The sequence below is a fragment of the Pseudomonas sp. GL-RE-26 genome (assembly GCF_019956275.1).
Classification (GTDB): domain Bacteria; phylum Pseudomonadota; class Gammaproteobacteria; order Pseudomonadales; family Pseudomonadaceae; genus Aquipseudomonas; species Aquipseudomonas grandcourensis.
Map to the genome: position 1 here is coordinate 22,700 of NZ_JAHBDI010000027.1, position 22,511 is coordinate 45,210.

The window sequence follows — 22,511 nt, forward strand, 5'->3', positions numbered from 1 at the left end:
GAGAGAAGTGCATGACGCAAGTCACGGTGAAACAACTGGCCGATGAGGTCAAAACACCGGTAGAGCGCCTGTTGCAGCAGATGCGTGAGGCAGGTCTGCCGCACACCGCCGCCGAAGAACATGTGACTGACAGTGAGAAGCAATCGTTGCTGACTCACTTGAAAAGCAGCCACAAGGCGAAAGTGGAAGAACCACGCAAGATTACGCTGCAGCGTAAAACCACCAGCACCCTGCGTGTTGCTGGCAGCAAGAGCATCAGCGTTGAAGTACGCAAGAAGAAAGTCTTCGTACAACGCAGCCCGGAAGAAATCGAAGCCGAGCGCAAGCGTGAACTGGATGAACGTCGCGCAGTAGAAAATGCTGCCCGTCAGAAGGCTGAAGAAGAAGCCAAGCGTCGCGCCGAAGAAGAAGCGCGTCGCCAGCCTGCTGCTGCGCCGAACGCTCAAGCCGAACCTGTTGCAGCGCCTGCTGCGGTGGCCGAGCCAGTTCGCGAAAGCGCACCGGTTGTGGCAGCCGCTCCGGCTCCTGCGGCCGATACCCGCAAGCGTGACGAACAGCGCCGTCCGGACAAGCCACGTGCCGACGATAATAGTCGTCGCGGTAGCAGCGATGGCGAGCGCAAAAACGCTCCGCATCGTGCTTCGGTCAAAGAGAAAGCGCCTGCTCCACGCGTTGCCCCACGTACTACCGACGAAGAAAGCGACGGCTTCCGTCGTGGTGGTCGCGGCAAGGCCAAGCTGAAGAAACGCAACGCCCACGGTTTCCAGAGCCCAACCGGCCCTGTCGTGCGCGAAGTGAAGATCGGCGAGACCATCACTGTTGGCGATCTCGCCCAGCAGATGTCGGTCAAGGCTGCTGAAATCATCAAGTTCATGTTCAAACTGGGTACTCCAGCGACCATCAACCAGGTACTGGATCAGGAAACTGCCCAACTGGTTGCCGAAGAGCTGGGCCACAAAGTGACCCTGGTCAGCGACACTGCCCTGGAAGATTCCCTGGCCGAGTCCCTGAAGTTTGAAGGTGAAGCGTTCTCCCGTGCACCAGTCGTGACCGTAATGGGCCACGTTGACCACGGTAAGACCTCGCTGCTCGACTATATCCGTCGTGCCAAGGTAGCTGCAGGCGAAGCCGGCGGTATCACCCAGCACATCGGTGCGTACCACGTTGAAACTGATCGCGGCATGGTCACTTTCCTCGATACCCCGGGTCACGCTGCGTTTACCGCAATGCGTGCTCGTGGTGCCAAGGCGACTGACATCGTGATCCTGGTCGTTGCAGCGGACGACGGCGTGATGCCGCAGACCATTGAAGCTGTCCAGCACGCAAAGGCTGCCGGTGTTCCGTTGGTTGTTGCAGTGAACAAAATCGACAAGCCGGGCGCTGATCTCGATCGCATCCGTAGCGAACTGTCGGTTCACGGCGTGACTTCGGAAGAGTGGGGCGGCGACACCCCGTTCGTATCGGTTTCGGCGAAAGTCGGTACTGGCGTGGACGAGTTGCTCGAAGCTGTTCTGCTGCAAGCTGAAGTTCTGGAACTGAAAGCGACTCCTTCGGCTCCTGGCCGTGGCGTCGTGGTTGAATCGCGTCTCGACAAAGGTCGTGGCCCGGTTGCTACCGTTCTGGTTCAAGACGGTACCCTGCGCCAAGGCGACATGGTGCTGGTCGGTTCGAACTATGGCCGCGTTCGCGCCATGCTCGACGAGAACGGCAAGCCAATCAAAGAAGCTGGTCCTTCCATCCCTGTCGAGATTCTCGGCCTGGACGGTACCCCGGACGCTGGCGACGAGATGAGCGTAGTTGCTGACGAGAAGAAAGCCCGTGAAGTGGCTCTGTTCCGTCAAGGCAAGTTCCGCGAAGTCAAACTGGCCCGTGCTCACGCTGGCAAGCTTGAAAACATCTTCGAGAACATGGGTCAGGAAGAGAAGAAGACGCTCAACATCGTCCTCAAATCCGACGTCCGTGGTTCGCTGGAAGCGTTGAACGGTGCCTTGAACGGCCTGGGTAACGACGAAGTGCAAGTGCGTGTTGTTGGTGGCGGCGTCGGTGGTATCACCGAGTCCGACGCTAACCTGGCGCTGGCCTCCAATGCTGTACTGTTCGGCTTCAACGTGCGTGCCGATGCTGGCGCTCGCAAGATCGTCGAGCAGGAAGGTCTGGATATGCGTTACTACAACGTGATCTACGACATCATCGAAGACGTCAAGAAAGCCCTCACCGGTATGCTGGGCAGCGATGTTCGCGAGAACATCCTGGGTACCGCTGAAGTGCGTGACGTGTTCCGTTCGCCGAAGTTTGGCGCGATCGCCGGTTGCATGGTTATCGAAGGTGTTGTTCACCGTAACCGTCCAATCCGTGTACTGCGTGAAGACATCGTTATCTTCGAAGGCGAGCTGGAATCCCTGCGCCGCTTCAAGGATGACGCTTCCGAAGTACGTGCCGGCATGGAATGCGGTATCGGCGTCAAGAGCTACAACGACGTCAAAGCTGGCGACAAGATCGAAGTCTACGAGAAGGTCCAGGTTGCTCGCAGCCTCTAACTCGCGCACTTCAAGGGCCACGGCGAGCCGCCGCATGCAAGTGCGCGGCACGGCGTCAGGACTCTAAACGCAACGCCCGGTCTGGCTTTTGTCAGGCCGGGCGTTTGCCGCTTTCAGACCTCACGGGTTTCACCTTGGGGCAGTAACAGGTAACAAGACATGGCAAAAGAATATAGCCGTACCCAACGTATCGGCGATCAGATGCAGCGTGAGCTGGCACAGCTGATCCGTCGTGAAGTCAAAGACCCGCGCGTCGGCCTGGTCACCATTACCGCTGTTGAAGTCAGCCGTGACGTCGGTCACGCCAAGATCTTCATCACCGTGATGGGGCAGGACAGCGCCGAAGAAATCGCACAAAGCATCAAGGTGCTCAACTCCGCCGCCGGTTTCCTGCGCATGCAGCTGGCTCGCGAGATGAAGCTGCGCAGCGTTCCACAGCTGCACTTCCACTACGACGAAAGCGTCGTGCGTGGTGCGCATCTGTCGGCATTGATCGAGCGCGCAGTGGCTGAAGACAATCAGCATCCGGTTGCGGCAGAAGCCGAAGACACCAAGGAGTAATCGGTGGCTCAGGTCAAACGTATCCGTCGTAACGTCAGCGGCATTATCCTTCTCGACAAGCCGCTGGGGTTCACCTCCAACGCGGCCTTGCAGAAGGTTCGCTGGTTGCTGAACGCCGAAAAGGCAGGTCATACCGGCAGTCTCGATCCCTTGGCCACCGGCGTGTTGCCGCTGTGCTTCGGCGAGGCCACCAAGTTCTCGCAATACCTGCTCGATTCCGACAAGGGTTATGAAACCCTGGCGCAACTGGGCAAGACCACCACCACGGCGGATGCCGAAGGTGAAGTTTTGCAGGAGCGCCCGGTGACCGTTGGTCGCCCCGATGTCGAGGCTGTACTGCCGAAATTTCGTGGGCAAATCAGTCAGATACCGCCGATGTACTCGGCACTCAAGCGTGATGGCCAGCCGCTGTACAAGCTGGCTCGTGCAGGCGAAGTAGTGGAGCGCGAACCGCGTTCTGTTACTATTACGCGCTTGGAATTGCTGGCCTTCGAAGGTGATACTGCGCGGCTGGCGGTGGATTGCACTAAAGGCACCTATATCCGCACCCTGGTGGAGGATATCGGTGAGCAACTCGGTTGTGGCGCTTACGTTGCAGAACTGCGACGTACCCAGGCCGGGCCATTCACCCTGGCGCAGACGGTTACCCTCGAAGAGCTGGAAGCGGTACATGCCGAAGGCGGCAACGAAGCGGTCGATCGCTTCCTGATGCCATCGGACAGCGGCCTGCTGGATTGGCCACTGTTGCAGTTCTCGGAAGCGAGTGCGTTCTACTGGCTCAACGGCCAGCCGGTACGTGCCCCGGATGCTCCGAAGTTCGGCATGGTGCGGGTACAGGATCACAATGGTCGCTTCATCGGTATCGGTGAAGTGAGCGAAGACGGGCGCATCGCGCCACGTCGACTGATTCGGTCAGAATGACCGAACGAGGGTGGCTGTCAACAGGCACGGTCACTACTCATTTTTAGATACAGGGATTTGTCCCTGGCCTGTTGAAACTGTTTTTCTGAAACAGTTTCCTGATAAAAGGATTGCCTCATGGCTCTCGACGTTCAAGAAAAAGCTCAAATCGTAGCTGACTACCAGCAAGCTGTTGGTGACACTGGTTCGCCAGAAGTGCAAGTTGCACTGCTGACCCACAACATCAACAAGCTGCAAGGTCACTTCAAGGCCAACGGTAAAGATCACCACTCCCGTCGTGGTCTGATCCGCATGGTAAACCAGCGTCGTAAGCTGCTGGACTACCTGAAAGGCAAGGATCTGGGCCGTTATCAGGCTCTGATCGGTCGCCTGGGTCTGCGTCGCTAATAAGCGATTGCGCTAGAGGTTGGTTGTCTGTCGTGCACCAGCGGGTTTCCCGCCGGCGCATGGCAGGCTCCCAGCCTCAAGTTTTATCTGGATACCTGCTTTGCCTGAGTAACACCTGGACAAGCCAGTCGGGCCGATTCCCGACATTGCCCAAGAATTTCGCAAGAAACCAGTTCCCCCAAGAGCCACAAAGAAGGTAGGACACCGTGAACCCGGTAATCAAAAAATTCCAGTTCGGTCAGTCGACCGTTACCCTCGAGACTGGCCGTATCGCCCGTCAGGCCTCCGGCGCAGTATTGGTCACCGTTGACGACGACGTCAGCGTATTGGTGACCGTAGTCGGTGCAAAACAAGCCGATCCAGGCAAGGGCTTCTTCCCTCTGTCTGTTCACTACCAGGAAAAGACTTACGCTGCCGGTAAGATCCCTGGCGGTTTCTTCAAGCGCGAAGGCCGTCCTTCCGAGAAAGAAACCCTGACTTCCCGACTGATCGACCGCCCGATCCGTCCGCTGTTCCCGGAAGGCTTCATGAACGAAGTGCAGGTTGTCTGCACCGTCGTTTCCACCAGCAAGAAGACCGATCCGGACATCGCTGCGATGATCGGTACCTCGGCTGCGCTGGCGATCTCCGGCATTCCTTTCGATGGCCCGATCGGCGCTGCCCGCGTTGCGTTCCACGAAAGCACCGGCTACCTGCTGAACCCGACTTACGAGCAACAGGCTGCTTCGAGCCTGGACATGGTCGTTGCCGGTACTTCGGACGCCGTACTGATGGTTGAATCGGAAGCCAAAGAGCTGACCGAAGACCAGATGCTGGGCGCGGTACTGTTTGCTCACGACGAGTTCCAGGTTGTGATCAACGCCGTTAAAGAACTGGCCGCTGAAGCTGCCAAGCCAACCTGGACCTGGGCTCCTGCGCCAGAAGCCACCGAACTGCTCGGCGCTATCCGTGCCGAGTTCGGCGAAGCGATCTCCCAGGCCTACACCATCACCGTCAAGGCCGACCGTTACGCTCGCCTGGGCGAGTTGAAGGACCAGGTCGTTGCCAAGCTGTCCGGTGAAGAAGGCCAGCCTTCTTCCAGCGAAGTCAAAGCGGCTTTCGGCGAAATCGAATACCGCACCGTTCGCGAAAACATCGTTAACGGCAAGCCACGTATCGACGGTCGCGACACCAAGACTGTCCGTCCGTTGAACATCGAAGTCGGTGTTCTGCCAAAAACCCACGGTTCGGCTCTGTTCACCCGTGGCGAAACCCAGGCTCTGGTCGTTGCAACTCTGGGTACTGCCCGTGATGCACAGCTGCTGGACACCCTGGAAGGCGAGAAAAAAGACCCGTTCATGCTGCACTACAACTTCCCTCCGTTCTCGGTAGGCGAGTGTGGTCGCATGGGTGGCGCTGGTCGCCGCGAAATCGGTCACGGCCGTCTGGCCCGTCGTTCGGTTTCGGCCATGCTGCCTGCCGCTGACGTGTTCCCGTACACCATCCGTGTTGTGTCGGAAATCACCGAATCCAACGGTTCGAGCTCGATGGCTTCCGTTTGCGGCGCTTCCCTGGCCCTGATGGACGCTGGTGTGCCGATGAAGGCGCCGGTTGCCGGTATCGCCATGGGTCTGGTTAAAGAAGGCGAGAAATTCGCCGTCCTGACCGACATCCTGGGTGACGAAGACCACCTGGGCGACATGGACTTCAAAGTAGCCGGTACCGCCAAAGGCGTCACTGCGCTGCAGATGGACATCAAGATCAAGGGCATCACCGAAGAAATCATGGAGATCGCTCTGGGCCAAGCCCTGGAAGCGCGCCTGAACATCCTCGGCCAGATGAACCAGATCATTGGCCAGTCGCGTACCGAACTGTCGGCCAACGCTCCGACCATGATCGCGATGAAGATCGACACCGACAAAATCCGTGATGTCATCGGTAAAGGCGGCGCGACCATTCGTGCGATCTGTGAAGAAACCAAGGCTTCGATCGACATCGAAGACGACGGTTCGATCAAGATCTTCGGCGAGACCAAGGAAGCGGCTGAAGCAGCACGTCAGCGCGTTCTGGGTATTACCGCTGAAGCCGAGATCGGCAAGATCTACGTCGGTAAGGTTGAGCGCATCGTCGACTTCGGCGCATTCGTCAACATCCTGCCAGGCAAGGACGGTCTGGTTCACATCTCCATGCTGAGCGACGCTCGCGTTGAGAAAGTGACCGACATCCTGAAAGAAGGCCAGGAAGTGGAAGTTCTGGTACTGGACGTGGACAACCGCGGCCGTATCAAGCTGTCCATCAAAGACGTGGCTGCAGCCAAGGCTTCGGGCGTTTAATTACGCCTCACGCCTGACCGCTTCAACGTTGTAGAAAATGCCCCGCCGTGAAAACGGCGGGGCATTTTTATGTGCCGCAATTAACTGTGGCGAGGGAGCTTGCTCCCGTCGGGTTGCGCAGCGACCCAATGTTTTGCTGTGGGCCGATGGTTTTACGACTGCTGCGCAGCCGAGCGGGACGGTGCGGCGTTCCGACAAGCTCCCTCGCCACAGGTTGCCGCAACTCATAAGCGATGCTAGGTTTAGCCCACCGCCCGTGTAGCTCAGCCGGTAGAGCAGCGCACTCGTAACGCGAAGGTCGCAGGTTCGATTCCTGTCTCGGGCACCATATCCCCCTCGGTCATTTCACCTTTCTGCTCAGGTCCTCGACGGTACGCTTGAGGTTCTCGCCGTCATCAAAACATCGTGTGCACAACTTTTTGCGGGGAGATGCAAAGAGACGTGTAAATCCTCAGCCAAACGTCCTATATTCGGAGCCTGCCTGAGCACCGCCCAGCAGTTTTCAGATGATCCAGAATGGTTCTGAAGGCCAGATAAACCGGGCCTGATCCGGTTTTTGTGTCAGAGAGATCCTTGAAGATCCAGATCCATCTTCCATTCCCAGATCAGCGAGAACGCCATGACCGTTAAAGAGATGACCCAGGAAGCCCGACACGAAGAAGCGCTGAAGAAGTACGTGCTGGATAACCACGAACTGATGGACGAGATCAAGGACTTGAGTCCCGATGATCAGAAAGACCAGATTCAATGGGCTTTCGAGGACGAGGCCGAAGCCCAGGGCTTGCAGCCGTGGGAATTGAGCCTCAAATACACGTCGACACCGGAAGAGTACGAAGCAGAACGCCTGAAGCTGCATAAAGAAGCTGCCGAGGTGTTAGGCGTCGAGTGGGAAGAGTACTGCGAGATGAACAATCTGGTGGTTTGAGAGCAGATTCAAGCTTCAAGCGGCAAGCTACAAGTCAAAGCAGATCCGCTTGAAGCTTGCAGCTTGCCACTTGTAACTGCTCCTCAGAGACTCAAACGCATCGACAGATCGACCGCCTTCACATCCTTGGTCATCGCACCGATCGAAATGTAATCCACCCCGGTCTGTGCAATCGGCAGCAACGTGCTTTCGTTGATCCCGCCGCTGGCCTCCAGCTTGGCCTTGCCGGCGTTCAAGCGCACGGCTTCGCGCATGTCGTCCAGGCTCAGTTCATCGAGCATGATGATGTCGGCACTGGCCGCCAGCGCTTCTTTCAATTCATCCAGGCTTTCCACTTCAACCTCGACCGGTTTGCCCGGGGCGATCTTGTGGGCGGCGGCGATGGCCTGCGCGATGCCGCCGCTGGCGGCGATGTGGTTTTCCTTGATCAGGAAGGCGTCATACAGGCCGATGCGGTGGTTATGGCAACCGCCGCAGGTTACGGCGTACTTTTGCGCCAGGCGCAGCCCCGGAATTGTTTTGCGGGTGTCCAGCAGCTTGACCTGAGTCTCGGCCACGAAGTCCGCCAGGTATTGCGCACGGGTCGCCACGCCGGAGAGCAGTTGCAGGAAGTTCAGGGCGCTGCGTTCACCGGTCAGCAGCGAGCGCGCCGGGCCTTCGAGGTGGAACAGCACCTGATTGGGCGTCACCCGTTCACCGTCGGCAACCTGCCAGTGCACCGCCACCCGTGGGTCCAGTTGCCGAAACACGTTATCCACCCAGGCGGTGCCGCTGATGACGGCCGCATCGCGGGTAATGATGGTGGCTTTGGCCAGGCGCTCGGCCGGGATCAACTGCGCGGTGATGTCGCCGCTGCCGATGTCTTCACGCAACGCACGGCGCACGTTGGCTTCGATTTCGGCGGTCAGATCGGCGAGACGTAGGTTCGGCATAACGGACTCCACAAACAAAGTGGCTCGATTATAGGGCCATGGCACGGACCAACCCAAGGCATCAGAGCGTTACGTTGGCACCGGCACCTACATTTGGTCGAATCCCTGCCGTTGTCGCGTTGGTCATCGTTGCCGAGCAAACACCTGTTTGAGGGCAGATGCAGAGTCTTCTGGCACAAAGGGGAGCTTTTACAAGATAATCCGCCTTGTATTTGACGTCATGAGTTTGACGAGTCGAAGCATCACCGTTCCAGGGAGGCCGAATGCACAACGACGGGAATGTAGTGCCTTTGCACAAGGCAACTACCGACCAGGTGGCTCACTCGCCACTCGCCCGACTGCCGGCGATTCTTCTCCAGGTTCGCGACAAGGCCGCGCAACAACTGCGGCACGGATTGCAGGCACTGTTCGACAACGCCGACGACACCCTCTTCGAAATGGCCGACCGCGCCCGCTGTGGCGTCGAGCAAAACATCTTCTTTCAAGCGATGCGCGATTTGCGCCTCAAGCGCAAAAGCATCGAGCGGGTTTTTCTCGAACAGTTTTTCGCCGCGTTTATCCGTCTCGGCCAATACGAAAGCGCGCTTGCGGCCTTGCCCCAGGCCCTGGCGGCCGATACCTCGACGGTGCAACCCGATGTAGAGCTCGAGCGCACGGTCGCGGTGCAAGCGATGGTCAGCCGGGTGCTGGACCGCGACGGTTTCGCCCTGGACCAACTGACGGCCCGGCTCTGCGCCTTGTTGGGCAAGGCGCCGGGCGATCTGCACAATCCCCTGGGCCCAGCGATGCTCTGCGAGTACTTTTTGCAAGCCGCACGCCAGCTGGGGCTGGAGATCAAGGTCAAGCTGATCATCCTCACGTTGTTCGAACGTTATGTCCTCAGCGAGACCGATCAGCTTTACGCAGAAGCCAATCAGCTGCTGCTCGCCACCGGTGTGTTGCCCGACCTGAAACCGGCGCCGGTGTGTCGTACTACCGACCGACCTGACATCAGCGTTCAGGATGGACCGACCGATGAGGGCCCCGATCCGGTCTGCTTGCCGATCGATGAAAGTGTCCAGGAGGCTTTCGCCGCGTTGCAGGTCCTGCTGCTCAACGTTCGCGGCAGCCTGTCGCCTGTGCTGGAAGTCAGTGCCACGGCACAGCCGATTTCCACGCGCGATCTGTTGCGCCTGCTTTCGCACTTGCAGCAATACGTGCCGGCACCGGCGGCCGTCGATGATTTTGATCTGCACAACCAGCTCGAACAGTTACTGACCCGGGTCAGTGTCAAAAGCGGCAGGTCACGGGTTTTCGGGGAGGCCGATGAGGATGTGATCAACCTGGTCGCCATGCTTTTCGAATGCATGCTCGATGATCGCAACCTGCCGGATTCCCTCAAGGTACTGATCGGCCGATTGCAGATTCCACTGGTCAAGGTGGCGGTGCTCGACAAGAGTTTCTTCAGCCGCAGCAGTCATCCGGCACGGCGTCTGCTCAACGAAATCGCCAACGCAGCCATGGGGTGGGGAGTCAGTGACGATCATGAGCGTGACAACCTTTACGTGCGCATCGACCAGGTCGTACAGCGTCTGTTGAATGACTTTGTCGATGATCCGGCGATATTTTCCGAACTGCTGGCCGACTTTCTCGCGTTTACCCAGGATGAGCGCCGTCGCAGCGAGTGGCTTGTGCAGTGCGTTCGCGACGCCGAGCACGGGCGGGCCAATTCGCCTGGGAAGGCGTCGATGATGGTCGAGGTGCAGGAGCCTGTCGATCAAATGCATCCAGGCTGCTGGGTGGAGTTTCAGGAAGACCCGGAAAATACCCTTCGCTGCAAACTGGTGGCTGTCATTGAAACCACCGGCAAATACATCTTCGTCAACCGCACTGGCATGAAAGTGCTCGAGCGCAGCCGCACCGACCTGGCCCAAGAGCTGCGCAACGGCGTGGCGCGAGTGCTTGACGATACCTTGTTGTTCGAGCGGGCACTGGAGTCGGTGATCGGCAACCTCAAGCGACTCAAACGCGGCAAGTGATCGCGCCCCGGGGGATTATCGCGGCATACTGTGCCAACACAGTCGACGTTGAAGGAATCGGTATGCAGTTGGACCCCGCGAGCGGTTGGATTCAGGGAGTGCATCACTGCCCCTCACCCAACTTCAATGCGCGCCCCACAGGCGAAGTTTCCCTGCTGGTGATCCACAACATCAGCCTGCCGCCGGCGCAGTTCGCCACCGGCAAGGTGCAGGAATTTTTCCAGAATCGTCTGGATGTCACCGAACACCCCTATTTTGAAGGGATCGCGGATTTGCGGGTGTCGGCGCACTTTCTGATCGAGCGTGATGGTACCGTCACCCAGTTTGTTTCGTGCCTTGAGCGTGCGTGGCATGCGGGGGTCTCGAGCTTCGAGGGACGGGAAACCTGTAACGATTTTTCCGTGGGCATCGAACTCGAAGGCACGGATGATCTGCCGTTCACCGACGCGCAATACAGCGCGTTGACAGCCCTGACCCGCCAGTTGCAACAGGCGTTCACGGCAATCACCACGGAGCGCATCTGCGGGCACAGTGACATTGCACCGGGGCGCAAAACCGATCCAGGGCCGGCGTTCGACTGGGCACGCTATCGTGCCGCCTTGGCACAAGAGGAAGGACGATGAGTTTTCTGGTGTTGCTGTTGGCGGTGTGGATCGAGAAGTTCTCGGCCTTGCGCCATCGGGTTCAGCGTGACAATGGCTGGACACACGAGCTGAACAAACTTGAAGCCAGCCCGCGACTTTCGAACCGACCATGGCTGGTGCTGGCGGCACTGGTCTTGTTGCCGGTGGCGTTGCTGGCTTTGCTGCTGGTCGTCATCGAGCCGGTGGCCTACGGGTTGCTGGCGTTGCCGATCCATTTGCTGGTGGTTATCTACAGCCTGGGGCGCGGTGATCTGCTGGGCGATCTCGGGCCGTTCCGCGATGCCTGGCGTCGGGAGGACCTGCAAGCGGCGGCCCATGTCGCCAAGCGCGACCTGGATATCTGTGCAGACAATGGCGAGCAGCTACTGGAGCAGGTCGAAGGGCATTTGCTGTGGGAGGCCTACCAGAGCTTTTTCGCGGTGATTTTCTGGTACTTCCTGTTGGGGCCGGTCGCGGCGTTGAGTTATCGGCTGCTGGCGCTGGCCGAGGAGCACGGGAAAAACCCTGCAGTGGTCGAGCGCGCCGGGCAACTGCGTCACGCCTTTGACTTGTTGCCGGTGCGTCTGCTGGCGGCGAGCCTGGCGTTGGTCGGCAATTTTGTCGCGGTCAGTCGGGTCATGCTGCATGAGCTGCTGAACTGGAACATCAGCGCCGCGCAATTGATCGTGAAAGTCGGGCTGGTGGCCGGTGAAATTCCGGCACCGGTGACCGGTGCGGAAGGTATCAACAATCTGGACCGCATTTGGGCGCTGCTGCTGCGTGCGGCGGTGCTCTGGTATGCTGGGTTTGCATTGTGGACGGTCCTGCATTAGTCCAGCAGTCAATGCCCCCTCGCCACTGGGCGATCACTAGTCCGAAGTGCTTCGCCCTGTCGTTAACCTTAAGTTACAAAGCCTCCTGCCGATTTAAGTTATACAGAGATAGCGTCGAATAGTGGCTATCTGCTGTCTGTCTGCGCCTGCCAATAAAAAAAATAAGAAATTGAAGGGAGACATCCAGTGAAGAGCTTGCTCTATCCCGCTGTCGCACTGATGAACCGCCTGAGCTTCGGCATGAAGTTCAGCCTGATCAGCGTACTGTTCCTGGTGCCGATGCTGGTGACCAACTTCTATCTGGTGCGTGACTCCTATCGCGAATTCCAGGGCACGCGCATCGAACTGCAAAGTCTCGACCTGTTGGGCAACAGCCTGGCGTTGCGGCGCGATCTGGAAACCCTGAACAACCTGGTGCAGATCAATGTCAGCCTCGGCCAATCCGGCAAGGCCGGCAATGTCGAATCGAAAATCAGCGCCCTTGAGCAGAATATTTTGACTCGCCTGCAAGGGCTGACGGCGATGACCGGCGACCCGGAGCAGGTCGCGGTGTTTGATGGCAAACGCGATGAAATGATCGCCGCGTTCAAGGCCCAGCAAACGGAAAACTCCCTGCAAAGCAAAAGTGCCTTGATCGGCAAGCTGGTGGGCAGCGCGCAGATTTTCAGCCAGCTCATCACCAGCCAGTCCGGCCTCAGTCGCGACAACCAGAGCGACATGCGCCAGTTGAGCGAACTCGTCACCCTCGTCACGCCACGGGTCACCCAGATCCTGGGCGAAGGTCGGGCAATGGGCTCTTATTCGCTGGGGCAGGGGTTCATCAATTCGGCTTCAAGTACCCGTTTCGATGAATTGCTGGCGCAGATTGAAAAGCTCCAGGCCGAGTATGGCCTGAAGTTGCAGGATGCCCTGGGTTCCAGCAAGGCTGCGCGTGAGACCTTGGCCGCTCAGGCCGATAGCAGCCGGGCATCCTTGAAGAAAGCCAGCGAGCTGTTCGAAGAGCAAGTGGTCATGGCCGATACCCTCGATGCACCGTGGCAGGGCTTTTACGATCAGGTCACTGCCCTGATGGACCAGACCTACCAACTCAATGAAGCAACCCTGAAGTATCTCGGCCCGCAGTTGCAGCAACGCCTGGACCAGAACCGTACACACATGATCTTGCAGGCCGTGGCGCTGTCTGTGGTGTTTGTACTGATCTTCTACCTCTACGGCGGTTTCTATGCCTCGACCCGCACCACGCTCAAGCGCCTGGGAGCTGTGATGGACAAGGTGGCGGCCGGCGACATGACCGTGACCTTCAGCGCCCACAGCCGCGATGAGCTGGGGGAGTTGGGTGAGGTGTTCAACGGCACCGTGAAAAAGATCCATGACCTGATCGAGCGGGTGGGGCAGACCGTCAGTGAAGTCGAGCGTCAGGCCGGGCAAGTGGAAAACGTTTCCGCGCAAAGCAACCAGGCCGTCGCCGGGCAGCGCACGCAGATCGAACAAGTGGCTACGGCCATGAACCAGATGTCAGCCACTTCCCAGGAGGTCGCGCGCAGTGCCGCCGCGGCGGTGAGCAGTGCCCACAGTGTCAACGACGAGACCATCAGTGGCCGCGGCCTGGTGGAGTCGCAGCAAGGCAGCATTGCCGCGCTGGCCAACGAGATCGATCAATCGGTGCTGGTGATCAACCAACTGGCCAGCGACAGCCAGTCCATCAGCCGCGTACTCGAAGTGATCAAGAGCATCGCCGAGCAGACCAACCTGCTGGCGCTCAATGCCGCCATCGAGGCCGCACGGGCCGGTGAGCAGGGCCGTGGTTTCGCCGTGGTAGCCGATGAAGTCCGGACCCTGGCCAAGCGAACCCAGCAATCGACCGAAGAAATCGAACAGATGATCGCCAGGCTCCATGGCGGTGTCGGCGCGGCGGTCAAGGCCATGGGTACCAGCCATGAAATGGCCAGCGGCACGGTGGGGCAGTCGGAGAAGGTCCAGCAGGCGCTGGAAAACATCCTGGGAGCGGTCGGCATGATCGTCGACCAGAACCAGCAGATTGCCGCCGCCGTGGAGCAGCAAACCGCCGTGGCCCACGACATCGACCAGAACATCGTCGAGATCAATCGCGCCGGCGAGCGTACCGCTGAAGGTGCGCATCAGACCGAAGACGCCAGCCGGGCGTTGTCGGCCCAGGTCGTGGAGTTGAAGCAGTTGATCAGCGCGTTTCGGGTCTGAAGGCGTCCTGGGATCCTGTGGGAGCAAGCCCGCTCCCACAGGGTTTGGAGTGCTGTCGGAAAGTTTTGTAATACTTTTTCCCTTTCCAGGTGGGAGTCCTCCTGATTCTCTTCGTGCGCTGGCATTTTGAGTTCAATCAAGGAAGATTAACGCGGCTTACCGCCTGGAGGAGGCTTGCTCATGTCTGCTGCAACAATAGGAGTCCAGGGGCGCTGTGCGCATTGTCAGCGCACGTTGCTGCTGCAACCCTGGCAACTCAATGCCATTGCGATCAATGAAGCGTTTACCTGTACTCACTGTCAGAAACGCGTTCAGTTAAGTTGTCCGGAACAGATCCGGCGCTTCAAGTCCCTCGACTCTTTTTCACTGTTGCGCGCCAGCCTGCGGGTGATGGTCTGCACCGCATTGCTGGTGGCGTTGGTGATGGAGTGGGTGGGAATGCTCAGCGTCATCGAACAGCTGAATGCTTCGCTGATCGTCTTGTTCGTGTATTTCGCGGTGGTCCGTTACTTCCGTCGGCGCCAGCACCTGACGCTGATCCTGGAAGTTGCCAGGGCTCACGCTGACTGATTACCAGCCGAACACTTCGCAGCTGTTGGCGGTGCTGGCAGCCGCCAGTCGTTCCGGGCTGATCGCCATCCATTGCGCCAGTGCCGTGCAGATCGCCGGCAGGTGTGCCGGGCTGTTGCGCTGGCCGGGGAACATGGCAGGGGCCATGTCCGGGGAGTCGGTTTCCAGCACCACCGAATCCAGTGGCAGTTCGCCGAGCACGCGGTGCATGCGCAGCGCCTGCGGCCAGGTCGGGGCGCCACCAAGGCCGAGCTTGAAACCAAGCTTGATGTATTCCCGAGCTTCCTCCTGGCTGCCGGCGAAGGCGTGGATGATGCCGGCCCGTTTCAGGCGAAAGCGTTTGAGCGTGGCAATCACCGCCGCATGGCTACGCCGCACATGGATCAATGCCGGAAGCGCGAAATCCGCCGCCAATTGCAATTGCGCCTCGAACAACGCCTGCTGGCGGTCGCGGTCCAGGGTTTCGATGAAGTAATCCAGGCCGATCTCGCCGACGGCACACAGTTGTCGATGGCCAGCCAGACGGGTCAGCCAGTCGGCGAGTTCGCTGAGGTGTTGCGGGCGATGATCGTCCAGGTAAACCGGGTGCAATCCGAACGCGGCGTGCAGGTCGGGATCACTCTGCACCAACTCCCATACTCGCTGCCAATTGGCCTGATAAACCCCCAGCACCACGATCCGCCGCACCCCGAGGGCGCGGCTTTCGGCCAGCAGCGCCTGACGGTCAGCGTCGAAGTCCGGAAAATCCAGATGGGTGTGGGTGTCGATCAGCTCCACGGTTCAGTCCTGGCGAATACGCTGCTTGAACGTGCGCGCGATGGCTTGTACGCCAGGCCGGTAATCAGACTGCTCGATGGCTGCCAGGGCCAGCGCGAGGGCCTTGTCGGCGATCAACTGGTGTTGCTGGGCCATGGCGTTGACCGGTAGCGGCAGGAAGTCCAGCAACTGGGTGTCGCCGAATGTGCCGAGTCGCAGCGGGCGGTTTTTCAACGGGAAGTCGTGCAGTGCATCGAACACGCCCTGAAGCAGCACGTAGGATGTGGTCACCAGGGCATCGGGCAAATGGCCCAGACGCTGCAGCAACTCTTCCATCAGTTGTTTGCCGCACTCGCGGCTGAAGGACTCACCTTCTTCGATCAGCACCTCGCCGTTGAACCCGGCGAGCGCCTCTTTGAAGCCGGCGCAACGTTCCTGGCTGATGCTCAGCTCCGGGCGGGCGCCGATCAGCGCGATCTGTTTGGGCAAGGGATCGAGCAGGCTGCGGGTCAGTTGCAGGCTGGCCTCGCGGTCGTCACTGATCACCGAGCAGAAATGCTCGGGTTCCATGACCCGGTCGATGGCGATGATCGGAATGCCCTTGGCCTGCAATTGGCGATAGCTGTCGTCGCCGGCCGGCAGGCAGCTGGCAACGATCAGTGCGTCGCAGCGCCGGGCGCGGAACAGTTGAAGCAATTGCCGTTCGCTGTCCGGTGCATCGTCGGAACTTGCGATCAGCAACTGATAACCCCGGGCCCGCGCACCTTGCTCCAGCAATTTGGCGATTCGCGCGTAACTGGGGTTTTCCAGATCCGGCAGAATGAACCCCAATGTGCGGGTGTGCCGGCTGCGCAAACCGGCAGCCTGCGGGTTAGGCGTGAAGCCATGTTGTTCGACGACCGCGCGCACGCGTTCGACGGTAGCGCTGCTGATGCGCTGTTGTTCGGCCTTGCCATTGATGACATAGCTGGCGGTGGTGACGGACACACCGGCCAACTGGGCGATATCACTGAGTTTCAACCCGCTGTTTCCTTGTTTTTTCGAGATTGCCTCGACATTTTCGTCAATCCTAACCGATTAAGGCAGGCGACCATTGTCGCAACGCATCCGACAAGTTGGACTTCAAGGATGGGCCAATATCGAGTAACGTGCCAATCGATATAGATTAAACGTTTCAGCAGGCGTATTTTCTACGTTTTAGGCGCCTTTGGCCGGTTCTGCCGTAAAACCGCCAAAAGCGATGACCAAGCGCCTAAGCTGACTCATTCAAAACAATACCTGGTGCCCCAAGGCGCCAAAAAGGAGAAAGCATGCTCGAGCTCACTGTAGAGCAGATTTCCATGGGCCAATCGGCTGTGGATAAATCCGCAGCGCTGCAATTGCTGGCCCGGCATCTGGTTGCCGACGGCCTGGTTGCCGAGGGTTATCTCGCTGGTTTGCAGGCGCGGGAAGCCCAGGGCTCGACCTTTCTCGGTCAAGGTATTGCCATCCCCCACGGTACCCCCGAAACCCGCGACCTGGTGTTCACCACCGGCGTGCGCCTGATGCAGTTCCCCGATGGCGTGGACTGGGGCGATGGTCATATCGTTTACCTGGCGATCGGTATCGCCGCCAAATCCGATGAGCATCTGCGCCTGTTGCAATTGCTCACCCGCGCCCTCGGCGAGACTGACCTGGGCCAGGCCCTGCGTCGCGCCGGTTCCGCCGAAGCCTTGCTGAAGTTGTTGCAAGGCGCGCCACAGGAACTGGCGCTGGATGCGCAGATGATCGGCCTCGGTGTGGCGGCCGAAGATTTCGAAGAGCTGGTCTGGCGCGGCGCACGTCTGCTGCGGCAGGCCGACTGTGTGAGCAACGGTTTCTCCGCAGTGCTGCAGCAGGTTGAAGCGCTGCCCCTGGGCGATGGCCTGTGGTGGCTGCACAGCGAGCAGACGGTAAAGCGTCCGGGCCTGGCCTTCGTCACCCCGGACAGACCGCTGCGCTATCTCGGCCAGCCACTCAATGGATTGTTCTGCCTGGCCAGCCTCGGTGAGGCCCATCAAGCGCTGCTCGAACGCCTGTGCGCGTTGTTGATCGAAGGGCGTGGCCATGAGTTGGGGCGCGCCACCAGCAGCCGCAAAGTCCTCGAAGTGCTCGGTGGTGAAGTGCCCGCCGACTGGCCCAGCACGCGAATTGCATTGGCCAATGCCCACGGTTTGCATGCGCGGCCGGCGAAAATCCTCGCGCAACTGGCAAAGAGTTTTGACGGTGACATCCGTGTGCGCATCGTCGATGGTCACGACAGTGCCGTGTCGGTGAAGAGCTTGAGCAAGTTGCTCAGCCTCGGCGCCCGTCGGGGGCAGGTCCTGGAAATCATCGCCGAACCGAGCATCGCGGCGGATGCGTTGCCGGCCTTGTTGGCCGCCATCGAAGAAGGTCTTGGTGAGGAAGTCGAACCGCTGCCGCCGGTAAGCCAGGTGCGCGAAGTCGTTGGCGATGTGGCCGAAGTGGTCCTCGCCCCAATTTCAGGCAGTGTGGTCCAGGCTATTGCCGCCGCTCCGGGAATCGCCATCGGCCCGGCGCATATTCAAGTGCTGCAAACCATCGATTACCCGTTGCGCGGCGAGTCTGCCGGCATCGAGCGTGAACGTCTCCAGCAAGCTCTGGCGCAGGTACGCCGTGACATCCAGGGCCTGATCGAGCGCAGCAAAAGCAAAGCCATCCGCGAAATCTTCATCACTCACCAAGAGATGCTCGACGACCCGGAACTGACCGATGAGGTCGATACGCGCCTCAAGCACGGCGAAAGCGCTGAGGCGGCGTGGATGGCCGTGATAGAAGCGGCGGCCCGGCAGCAGGAAGCGTTGCAGGATGCCTTGCTCGCCGAGCGCGCTGCCGACTTGCGCGACATCGGGCGTCGGGTGTTGATGCAGCTCAGCGGCATCGAAACCCCGAGCGAACCGGACCAACCGTACATTCTGGTGATGGATGAGGTCGGCCCGTCCGACGTCGCGCGTCTCGACCCCGCTCGCGTGGCGGGGATTCTCACCGCCCGGGGTGGCGCTACTGCGCACAGTGCGATTGTCGCCCGGGCTCTGGGCATTCCGGCACTGGTCGGCGCCGGCCCTGGCGTGTTGCTGCTGGCGCCGGGTACGCCGTTGCTGCTCGATGGCCAGCGTGGTCGCCTGCATGTGGACGCTGACGCGGCGACCTTGCAGCGCGCCACGGCCGAACGCGATACCCGCGAGCAGCGCTTGAAGGCGGCTGCGGAACGGCGTCATCAACCGGCGCTGACCACCGATGGCCACGCCGTCGAAGTGTTCGCCAACATTGGTGAAAGCGCTGGCGTGACCAGCGCGGTGGAGCAGGGCGCCGAAGGCATTGGCCTGTTGCGCACCGAACTGATTTTCATGGCCCACCCGCAGGCGCCCGACGAAGCGACTCAGGAAATCGAGTACCGCCGCGTCCTCGACGGTCTGGCCGGGCGGCCGCTGGTGGTGCGTACCCTCGATGTCGGTGGCGACAAACCGCTACCGTACTGGCCGATAGCGAAGGAAGAAAACCCCTTCCTCGGCGTGCGCGGCATTCGCCTGACCTTGCAGCGCCCGCAGATCATGGAAGCGCAATTGCGCGCCTTGCTGCGGGCTGCCGACAACCGGCCGCTGCGGATCATGTTCCCGATGGTGGGCAGCGTCGACGAGTGGCGCCAGGCCCGTGACATGACCGAACGCCTGCGCCAGGAAATCCCGGTTGCCGACCTGCAACTGGGGATCATGATCGAAGTGCCATCGGCGGCGTTGCTGGCGCCGGTGCTGGCCAAAGAGGTCGATTTTTTCAGCGTCGGTACCAACGACCTGACCCAATACACCCTGGCCATCGACCGTGGCCATCCGACGCTGTCGGCCCAGGCCGATGGTTTGCATCCGGCGGTACTGCAACTGATCGACATCACCGTGCGCGCGGCCCATGCCCACGGCAAATGGGTCGGTGTATGCGGTGAGCTGGCGGCCGACCCTCTGGCGGTGCCGGTGCTGGTCGGCCTCGGGGTGGATGAGCTCAGCGTCGGGGCGCGCAGCATTGCCGAAGTCAAGGCGCGGATTCGCGAACTGGGCTTCACTCAGACTCAAACCCTTGCCCGACAGGCCTTGGCCGTGGGCAGCGCCAATGAAGTGCGCGCATTAGTGGAGGCCCTGTAATGGCCCGGATTCTTACCCTGACCCTCAACCCGGCGCTGGACCTGACCGTCCAGTTGCCGCGCCTTGAAGCCGGCCAGGTCAACCGCAGCGATGTGATGCACACCCACGCCGCCGGCAAAGGTGTGAACGTGGCGCAGGTGCTGGCGGACCTCGGGCATCAGCTGACCGTCAGTGGCTTTCTCGGCGAAGACAACCTGCAAGCGTTCGAAACATTGTTCGCCAAACGCGGCTTTGTCGATGCCTTCATCCGTGTTCCGGGCGAGACCCGCAGCAATATCAAACTGGCGGAAAGCGATGGCCGCATCACCGACATCAACGGGCCGGGGCCACAGGTCAGCGAAGCGGCGCAGCAGGCCTTGATCGATCGACTGGAGCAGATTGCCCCGGGGCACGATGCGGTGGTTGTCGCCGGAAGCTTGCCGTTGGGCGTCAGCGCGCAATGGTTGCAGGCGTTGATCTTGCGCTTGAAAAACCTGGGGCTGAACGTCGCCCTCGACACCAGCGGTGAGGCGCTGCGTGCAGCGCTCAAAGCGGGGCCGTGGCTGATCAAGCCCAACACTGAAGAGCTGGCCGAGGTGCTGGACTGCGAGGTCGTGTCGGTCAGTGCCCAGGCCTTGGCGGCGGAGCGCTTGCACGCCCAGGGCATCGAGCATGTGGTGATCTCCCACGGTGCCGAAGGCGTGAACTGGTTCAGCGTCGGCTCGGCACTGCATGCCACGCCACCCAAGGTCAGCGTCGCCAGCACGGTGGGGGCGGGTGATTCGTTGCTGGCGGGGATGCTCCACGGTTTGCTCAGTGCCGATACGCCGGAGCAGACCTTGCGCACCGCCACGGCGATTGCCGCGATGGCGGTGACCCAGATCGGATTCGGCATTGGCGACGCAGCGCAACTGGCGCAGCTCGAACAGGGTGTGCGCGTGCGTCCCCTGACAGAACAATAAGAGGGTTTGTCATGAAGTTAGCCATCATTACGGCCTGCCCGAACGGCATGGTCACCAGTGTGCTGTGTGCCCGGCTGCTCGACGCTGCGGCCCAGCGTCAGGGCTGGAGCACCAGTGTCGAAGTCACCGATGCCGCGCATCCCGAAAAGCAACTGTCGGCGGCCACCCTCGACGCGGCCGAGTGGGTGCTGCTGGTGACCAGCGCGCCAGTGGACATGTCGCGGTTTGTCGGCAAGCGGGTGTTCCAGAGCACTCCGGCTCAGGCCTTGCAGGACGTGGAAACGGTGCTGCGGCGGGGAGCGCAGGAGGCACAGGTCTACGTCGCTACCGAAACCGTCATCGAACCTGTGGCGGTCGTCCAGAACGCGCCGCGACTGGTGGCCGTCACCGCGTGCCCGACGGGTGTCGCTCACACGTTCATGGCCGCCGAGGCCTTGCAGCAAGCGGCCAAGCGCCTGGGCTATGACTTGCAAGTGGAAACCCAGGGCTCGGTCGGCGCACGCAATCCGTTGAGCGCGCAAGCCATTGCCGAGGCCGATGTGGTGCTGCTGGCGGCCGATATCGAAGTCGCCACCGAGCGTTTCGCCGGCAAGAAAATCTATCGCTGCGGCACCGGCATTGCTCTCAAGCAAGCTGAAGCGACCTTGAAAAAGGCCTTGGCCGAAGGCCAGCAGGAAAGCGCATCGAGCGCTGCCAAGACAACGGCCAAACAGGAGAAGACCGGCGTCTATAAACACCTTCTGACCGGCGTGTCGTTCATGTTGCCGATGGTGGTGGCCGGTGGCTTGATGATTGCCCTGTCGTTCGTGTTCGGCATCACCGCGTTCAAGGAGGAGGGCACGCTGGCGGCGGCGTTGATGCAGATCGGTGGCGACACCGCGTTCAAGCTGATGGTGCCGCTGCTGGCAGGCTATATCGCCTATTCCATCGCCGACCGTCCGGGCCTCGCGCCGGGGATGATCGGCGGCCTGCTGGCGAGTACCCTGGGTGCCGGTTTCATCGGCGGGATCATTGCCGGTTTCCTTGCCGGTTACGCGGCCAAGGCGATCAACCGTTATGCGCGATTGCCGCAGAGCCTTGAGGCGCTGAAGCCGATCCTGATCATCCCGCTGCTGGCGAGTCTGTTCACCGGTCTGGTGATGATCTACGTGGTCGGCAAACCGGTGGCCGGGATGCTTTCCGGGCTTACGCATTTCCTCGACAGCATGGGCACCACCAATGCGATTCTGCTGGGTGTGTTGCTGGGCGGCATGATGTGCGTCGACCTCGGCGGGCCGATCAACAAGGCGGCCTATGCGTTCTCGGTGGGCTTGCTGGCGTCGCAGAGTTACGCGCCGATGGCGGCGACCATGGCGGCCGGCATGGTGCCGCCGATCGGCCTGGGCATCGCCACGTTCATTGCCCGACGCAAGTTCGCGCAGACTGAGCGCGAGGCCGGTAAGGCAGCGCTGGTGCTGGGGCTGTGCTTCATCTCCGAAGGGGCGATTCCGTTTGCGGCGAAAGATCCGTTGCGGGTGATTCCGGCGAGCATCGCCGGCGGTGCGCTGACCGGTGCGCTGTCGATGTATTTCGGCTGCAAACTGATGGCACCCCACGGTGGGTTGTTTGTGCTGGCGATCCCGAATGCGATCAACCACGCGCTGCTTTATTTGTTGGCGATTGTGGCGGGGAGCCTGTTGACTGCGGTGGTGTATGCGCTGGTGAAACGAACGGAGGTGGTGGAATTGGCGGTAGAACCCGTCACCGCCTGACACCTGACCCTGCCCCCACAGGAATCTTCAGCGCTGGGAAGATTTTTGTCATGCC

At 60.4% G+C, this 22,511-nt stretch carries 17 protein-coding genes and 1 tRNA gene; 15 read left to right on the forward strand and 3 right to left on the reverse strand.

The window, feature by feature from the left end; translation table 11 throughout:
* Positions 1-11 precede the first annotated feature (11 nt).
* From infB to KGB07_RS17745, 7 genes are all read left to right on the forward strand, one after another.
* Positions 12-2,537 (forward strand): translation initiation factor IF-2, encoded by a 2,526-nt coding sequence (gene infB, locus KGB07_RS17715; protein WP_046038713.1) that lies wholly within the window; start codon positions 12-14, stop codon positions 2,535-2,537.
* A gap of 159 nt (positions 2,538-2,696) precedes the next feature.
* Entirely contained in the window at positions 2,697-3,098 is a 402-nt protein-coding gene (rbfA, locus tag KGB07_RS17720; protein ID WP_007973108.1) for a 30S ribosome-binding factor RbfA, read from the forward strand.
* Between the two features lie 3 nt (positions 3,099-3,101).
* The gene (gene truB, locus KGB07_RS17725) at positions 3,102-4,019 is read left to right on the forward strand and encodes a tRNA pseudouridine(55) synthase TruB (protein ID WP_046038714.1); all 918 of its coding nucleotides are present in this window, start codon (positions 3,102-3,104) and stop codon (positions 4,017-4,019) included.
* 117 nt (positions 4,020-4,136) lie between these two features.
* A complete protein-coding gene (rpsO, locus tag KGB07_RS17730; RefSeq protein WP_003176135.1) occupies positions 4,137-4,406 on the forward strand; it encodes a 30S ribosomal protein S15 in 270 nt (89 codons plus the stop codon).
* Positions 4,407-4,612: 206 nt separating this feature from the next.
* Positions 4,613-6,718: a polyribonucleotide nucleotidyltransferase gene (gene pnp, locus KGB07_RS17735; RefSeq protein WP_007915263.1), complete on the forward strand. Its 2,106-nt coding sequence runs from the start codon at positions 4,613-4,615 to the stop codon at positions 6,716-6,718.
* Positions 6,719-6,970: 252 nt separating this feature from the next.
* Positions 6,971-7,046 (forward strand) — tRNA-Thr (locus tag KGB07_RS17740).
* Positions 7,047-7,337: 291 nt separating this feature from the next.
* Complete coding sequence (locus KGB07_RS17745) at positions 7,338-7,643, forward strand: DUF6388 family protein (RefSeq protein ID WP_046038717.1); 306 nt, start codon at positions 7,338-7,340, stop codon at positions 7,641-7,643.
* Between the two features lie 83 nt (positions 7,644-7,726).
* Here KGB07_RS17745 and nadC read toward each other — a convergent pair whose 3' ends face one another.
* The gene (gene nadC / locus KGB07_RS17750) at positions 7,727-8,575 is read right to left on the reverse strand and encodes a carboxylating nicotinate-nucleotide diphosphorylase (protein ID WP_223466091.1); all 849 of its coding nucleotides are present in this window, start codon (positions 8,573-8,575) and stop codon (positions 7,727-7,729) included.
* Positions 8,576-8,838: 263 nt separating this feature from the next.
* Between nadC and KGB07_RS17755 the strand changes: the two genes are divergently transcribed.
* From KGB07_RS17755 to KGB07_RS17775, 5 genes are all read left to right on the forward strand, one after another.
* A complete protein-coding gene (locus KGB07_RS17755) occupies positions 8,839-10,593 on the forward strand; it encodes a DUF1631 domain-containing protein (protein WP_046038722.1) in 1,755 nt (584 codons plus the stop codon).
* Positions 10,594-10,655: 62 nt separating this feature from the next.
* Complete coding sequence (ampD, locus tag KGB07_RS17760) at positions 10,656-11,216, forward strand: 1,6-anhydro-N-acetylmuramyl-L-alanine amidase AmpD (protein WP_046038724.1); 561 nt, start codon at positions 10,656-10,658, stop codon at positions 11,214-11,216.
* On the forward strand, positions 11,213-12,049 hold the full coding sequence (gene ampE / locus KGB07_RS17765) for a regulatory signaling modulator protein AmpE (RefSeq protein WP_223466092.1): 837 nt from the start codon (positions 11,213-11,215) through the stop codon (positions 12,047-12,049). Before ampD ends, ampE begins: the two co-directional genes overlap by 4 nt.
* 186 nt (positions 12,050-12,235) lie before the next feature.
* Positions 12,236-14,266, forward strand: a complete 2,031-nt coding sequence (locus KGB07_RS17770) for a methyl-accepting chemotaxis protein (RefSeq protein ID WP_046038727.1) — start codon at positions 12,236-12,238, stop codon at positions 14,264-14,266.
* 180 nt (positions 14,267-14,446) lie between these two features.
* Positions 14,447-14,836, forward strand: coding sequence for a hypothetical protein (locus KGB07_RS17775; RefSeq protein ID WP_046038728.1), 390 nt, complete (start codon positions 14,447-14,449; stop codon positions 14,834-14,836).
* On the opposite strand, the gene KGB07_RS17780 is transcribed toward KGB07_RS17775, so the two are convergent.
* Together KGB07_RS17780 and cra are read right to left on the reverse strand one after the other, a co-directional pair.
* On the reverse strand, positions 14,837-15,613 hold the full coding sequence (locus tag KGB07_RS17780; protein WP_046038730.1) for a TatD family hydrolase: 777 nt from the start codon (positions 15,611-15,613) through the stop codon (positions 14,837-14,839).
* A gap of 3 nt (positions 15,614-15,616) precedes the next feature.
* Positions 15,617-16,612 (reverse strand): catabolite repressor/activator, encoded by a 996-nt coding sequence (cra, locus tag KGB07_RS17785; RefSeq protein WP_046038732.1) that lies wholly within the window; start codon positions 16,610-16,612, stop codon positions 15,617-15,619.
* A 290-nt stretch (positions 16,613-16,902) separates the two neighbouring features.
* On the opposite strand from cra, the gene ptsP reads away from it, so the two are divergent.
* The 3 genes from ptsP to KGB07_RS17800 are packed head-to-tail and all read left to right on the forward strand — an operon-like array spanning position 16,903 to position 22,456.
* Entirely contained in the window at positions 16,903-19,764 is a 2,862-nt protein-coding gene (gene ptsP / locus KGB07_RS17790) for a phosphoenolpyruvate--protein phosphotransferase (RefSeq protein ID WP_223466093.1), read from the forward strand.
* Positions 19,764-20,705 carry a 1-phosphofructokinase gene (gene pfkB / locus KGB07_RS17795; protein ID WP_046038736.1) on the forward strand — a complete coding sequence of 314 codons (942 nt, stop codon included), beginning with the start codon at positions 19,764-19,766 and terminating at the stop codon, positions 20,703-20,705. Before ptsP ends, pfkB begins: the two co-directional genes overlap by 1 nt.
* Positions 20,706-20,716: 11 nt before the next feature.
* Positions 20,717-22,456: a PTS fructose-like transporter subunit IIB gene (locus KGB07_RS17800; protein ID WP_223466095.1), complete on the forward strand. Its 1,740-nt coding sequence runs from the start codon at positions 20,717-20,719 to the stop codon at positions 22,454-22,456.
* Positions 22,457-22,511 lie beyond the last annotated feature (55 nt).

Excerpts from the sequence above, each read along its gene's own strand:
- infB (WP_046038713.1), top strand. The coding sequence starts at position 12 with ATGACGCAAGTCACGGTGAAACAACTGGCCGATGAGGTCAAAACACCG.
- rbfA (WP_007973108.1), top strand. The coding sequence starts at position 2,697 with ATGGCAAAAGAATATAGCCGTACCCAACGTATCGGCGATCAGATGCAG.
- rpsO (WP_003176135.1), top strand. The coding sequence starts at position 4,137 with ATGGCTCTCGACGTTCAAGAAAAAGCTCAAATCGTAGCTGACTACCAG.
- KGB07_RS17745 (WP_046038717.1), top strand. The coding sequence starts at position 7,338 with ATGACCGTTAAAGAGATGACCCAGGAAGCCCGACACGAAGAAGCGCTG.
- nadC (WP_223466091.1), bottom strand. The coding sequence starts at position 8,575 with ATGCCGAACCTACGTCTCGCCGATCTGACCGCCGAAATCGAAGCCAAC.
- KGB07_RS17755 (WP_046038722.1), top strand. The coding sequence starts at position 8,839 with ATGCACAACGACGGGAATGTAGTGCCTTTGCACAAGGCAACTACCGAC.
- ampD (WP_046038724.1), top strand. The coding sequence starts at position 10,656 with ATGCAGTTGGACCCCGCGAGCGGTTGGATTCAGGGAGTGCATCACTGC.
- ampE (WP_223466092.1), top strand. The coding sequence starts at position 11,213 with ATGAGTTTTCTGGTGTTGCTGTTGGCGGTGTGGATCGAGAAGTTCTCG.
- KGB07_RS17775 (WP_046038728.1), top strand. The coding sequence starts at position 14,447 with ATGTCTGCTGCAACAATAGGAGTCCAGGGGCGCTGTGCGCATTGTCAG.
- ptsP (WP_223466093.1), top strand. The coding sequence starts at position 16,903 with ATGCTCGAGCTCACTGTAGAGCAGATTTCCATGGGCCAATCGGCTGTG.
- pfkB (WP_046038736.1), top strand. The coding sequence starts at position 19,764 with ATGGCCCGGATTCTTACCCTGACCCTCAACCCGGCGCTGGACCTGACC.
- KGB07_RS17800 (WP_223466095.1), top strand. The coding sequence starts at position 20,717 with ATGAAGTTAGCCATCATTACGGCCTGCCCGAACGGCATGGTCACCAGT.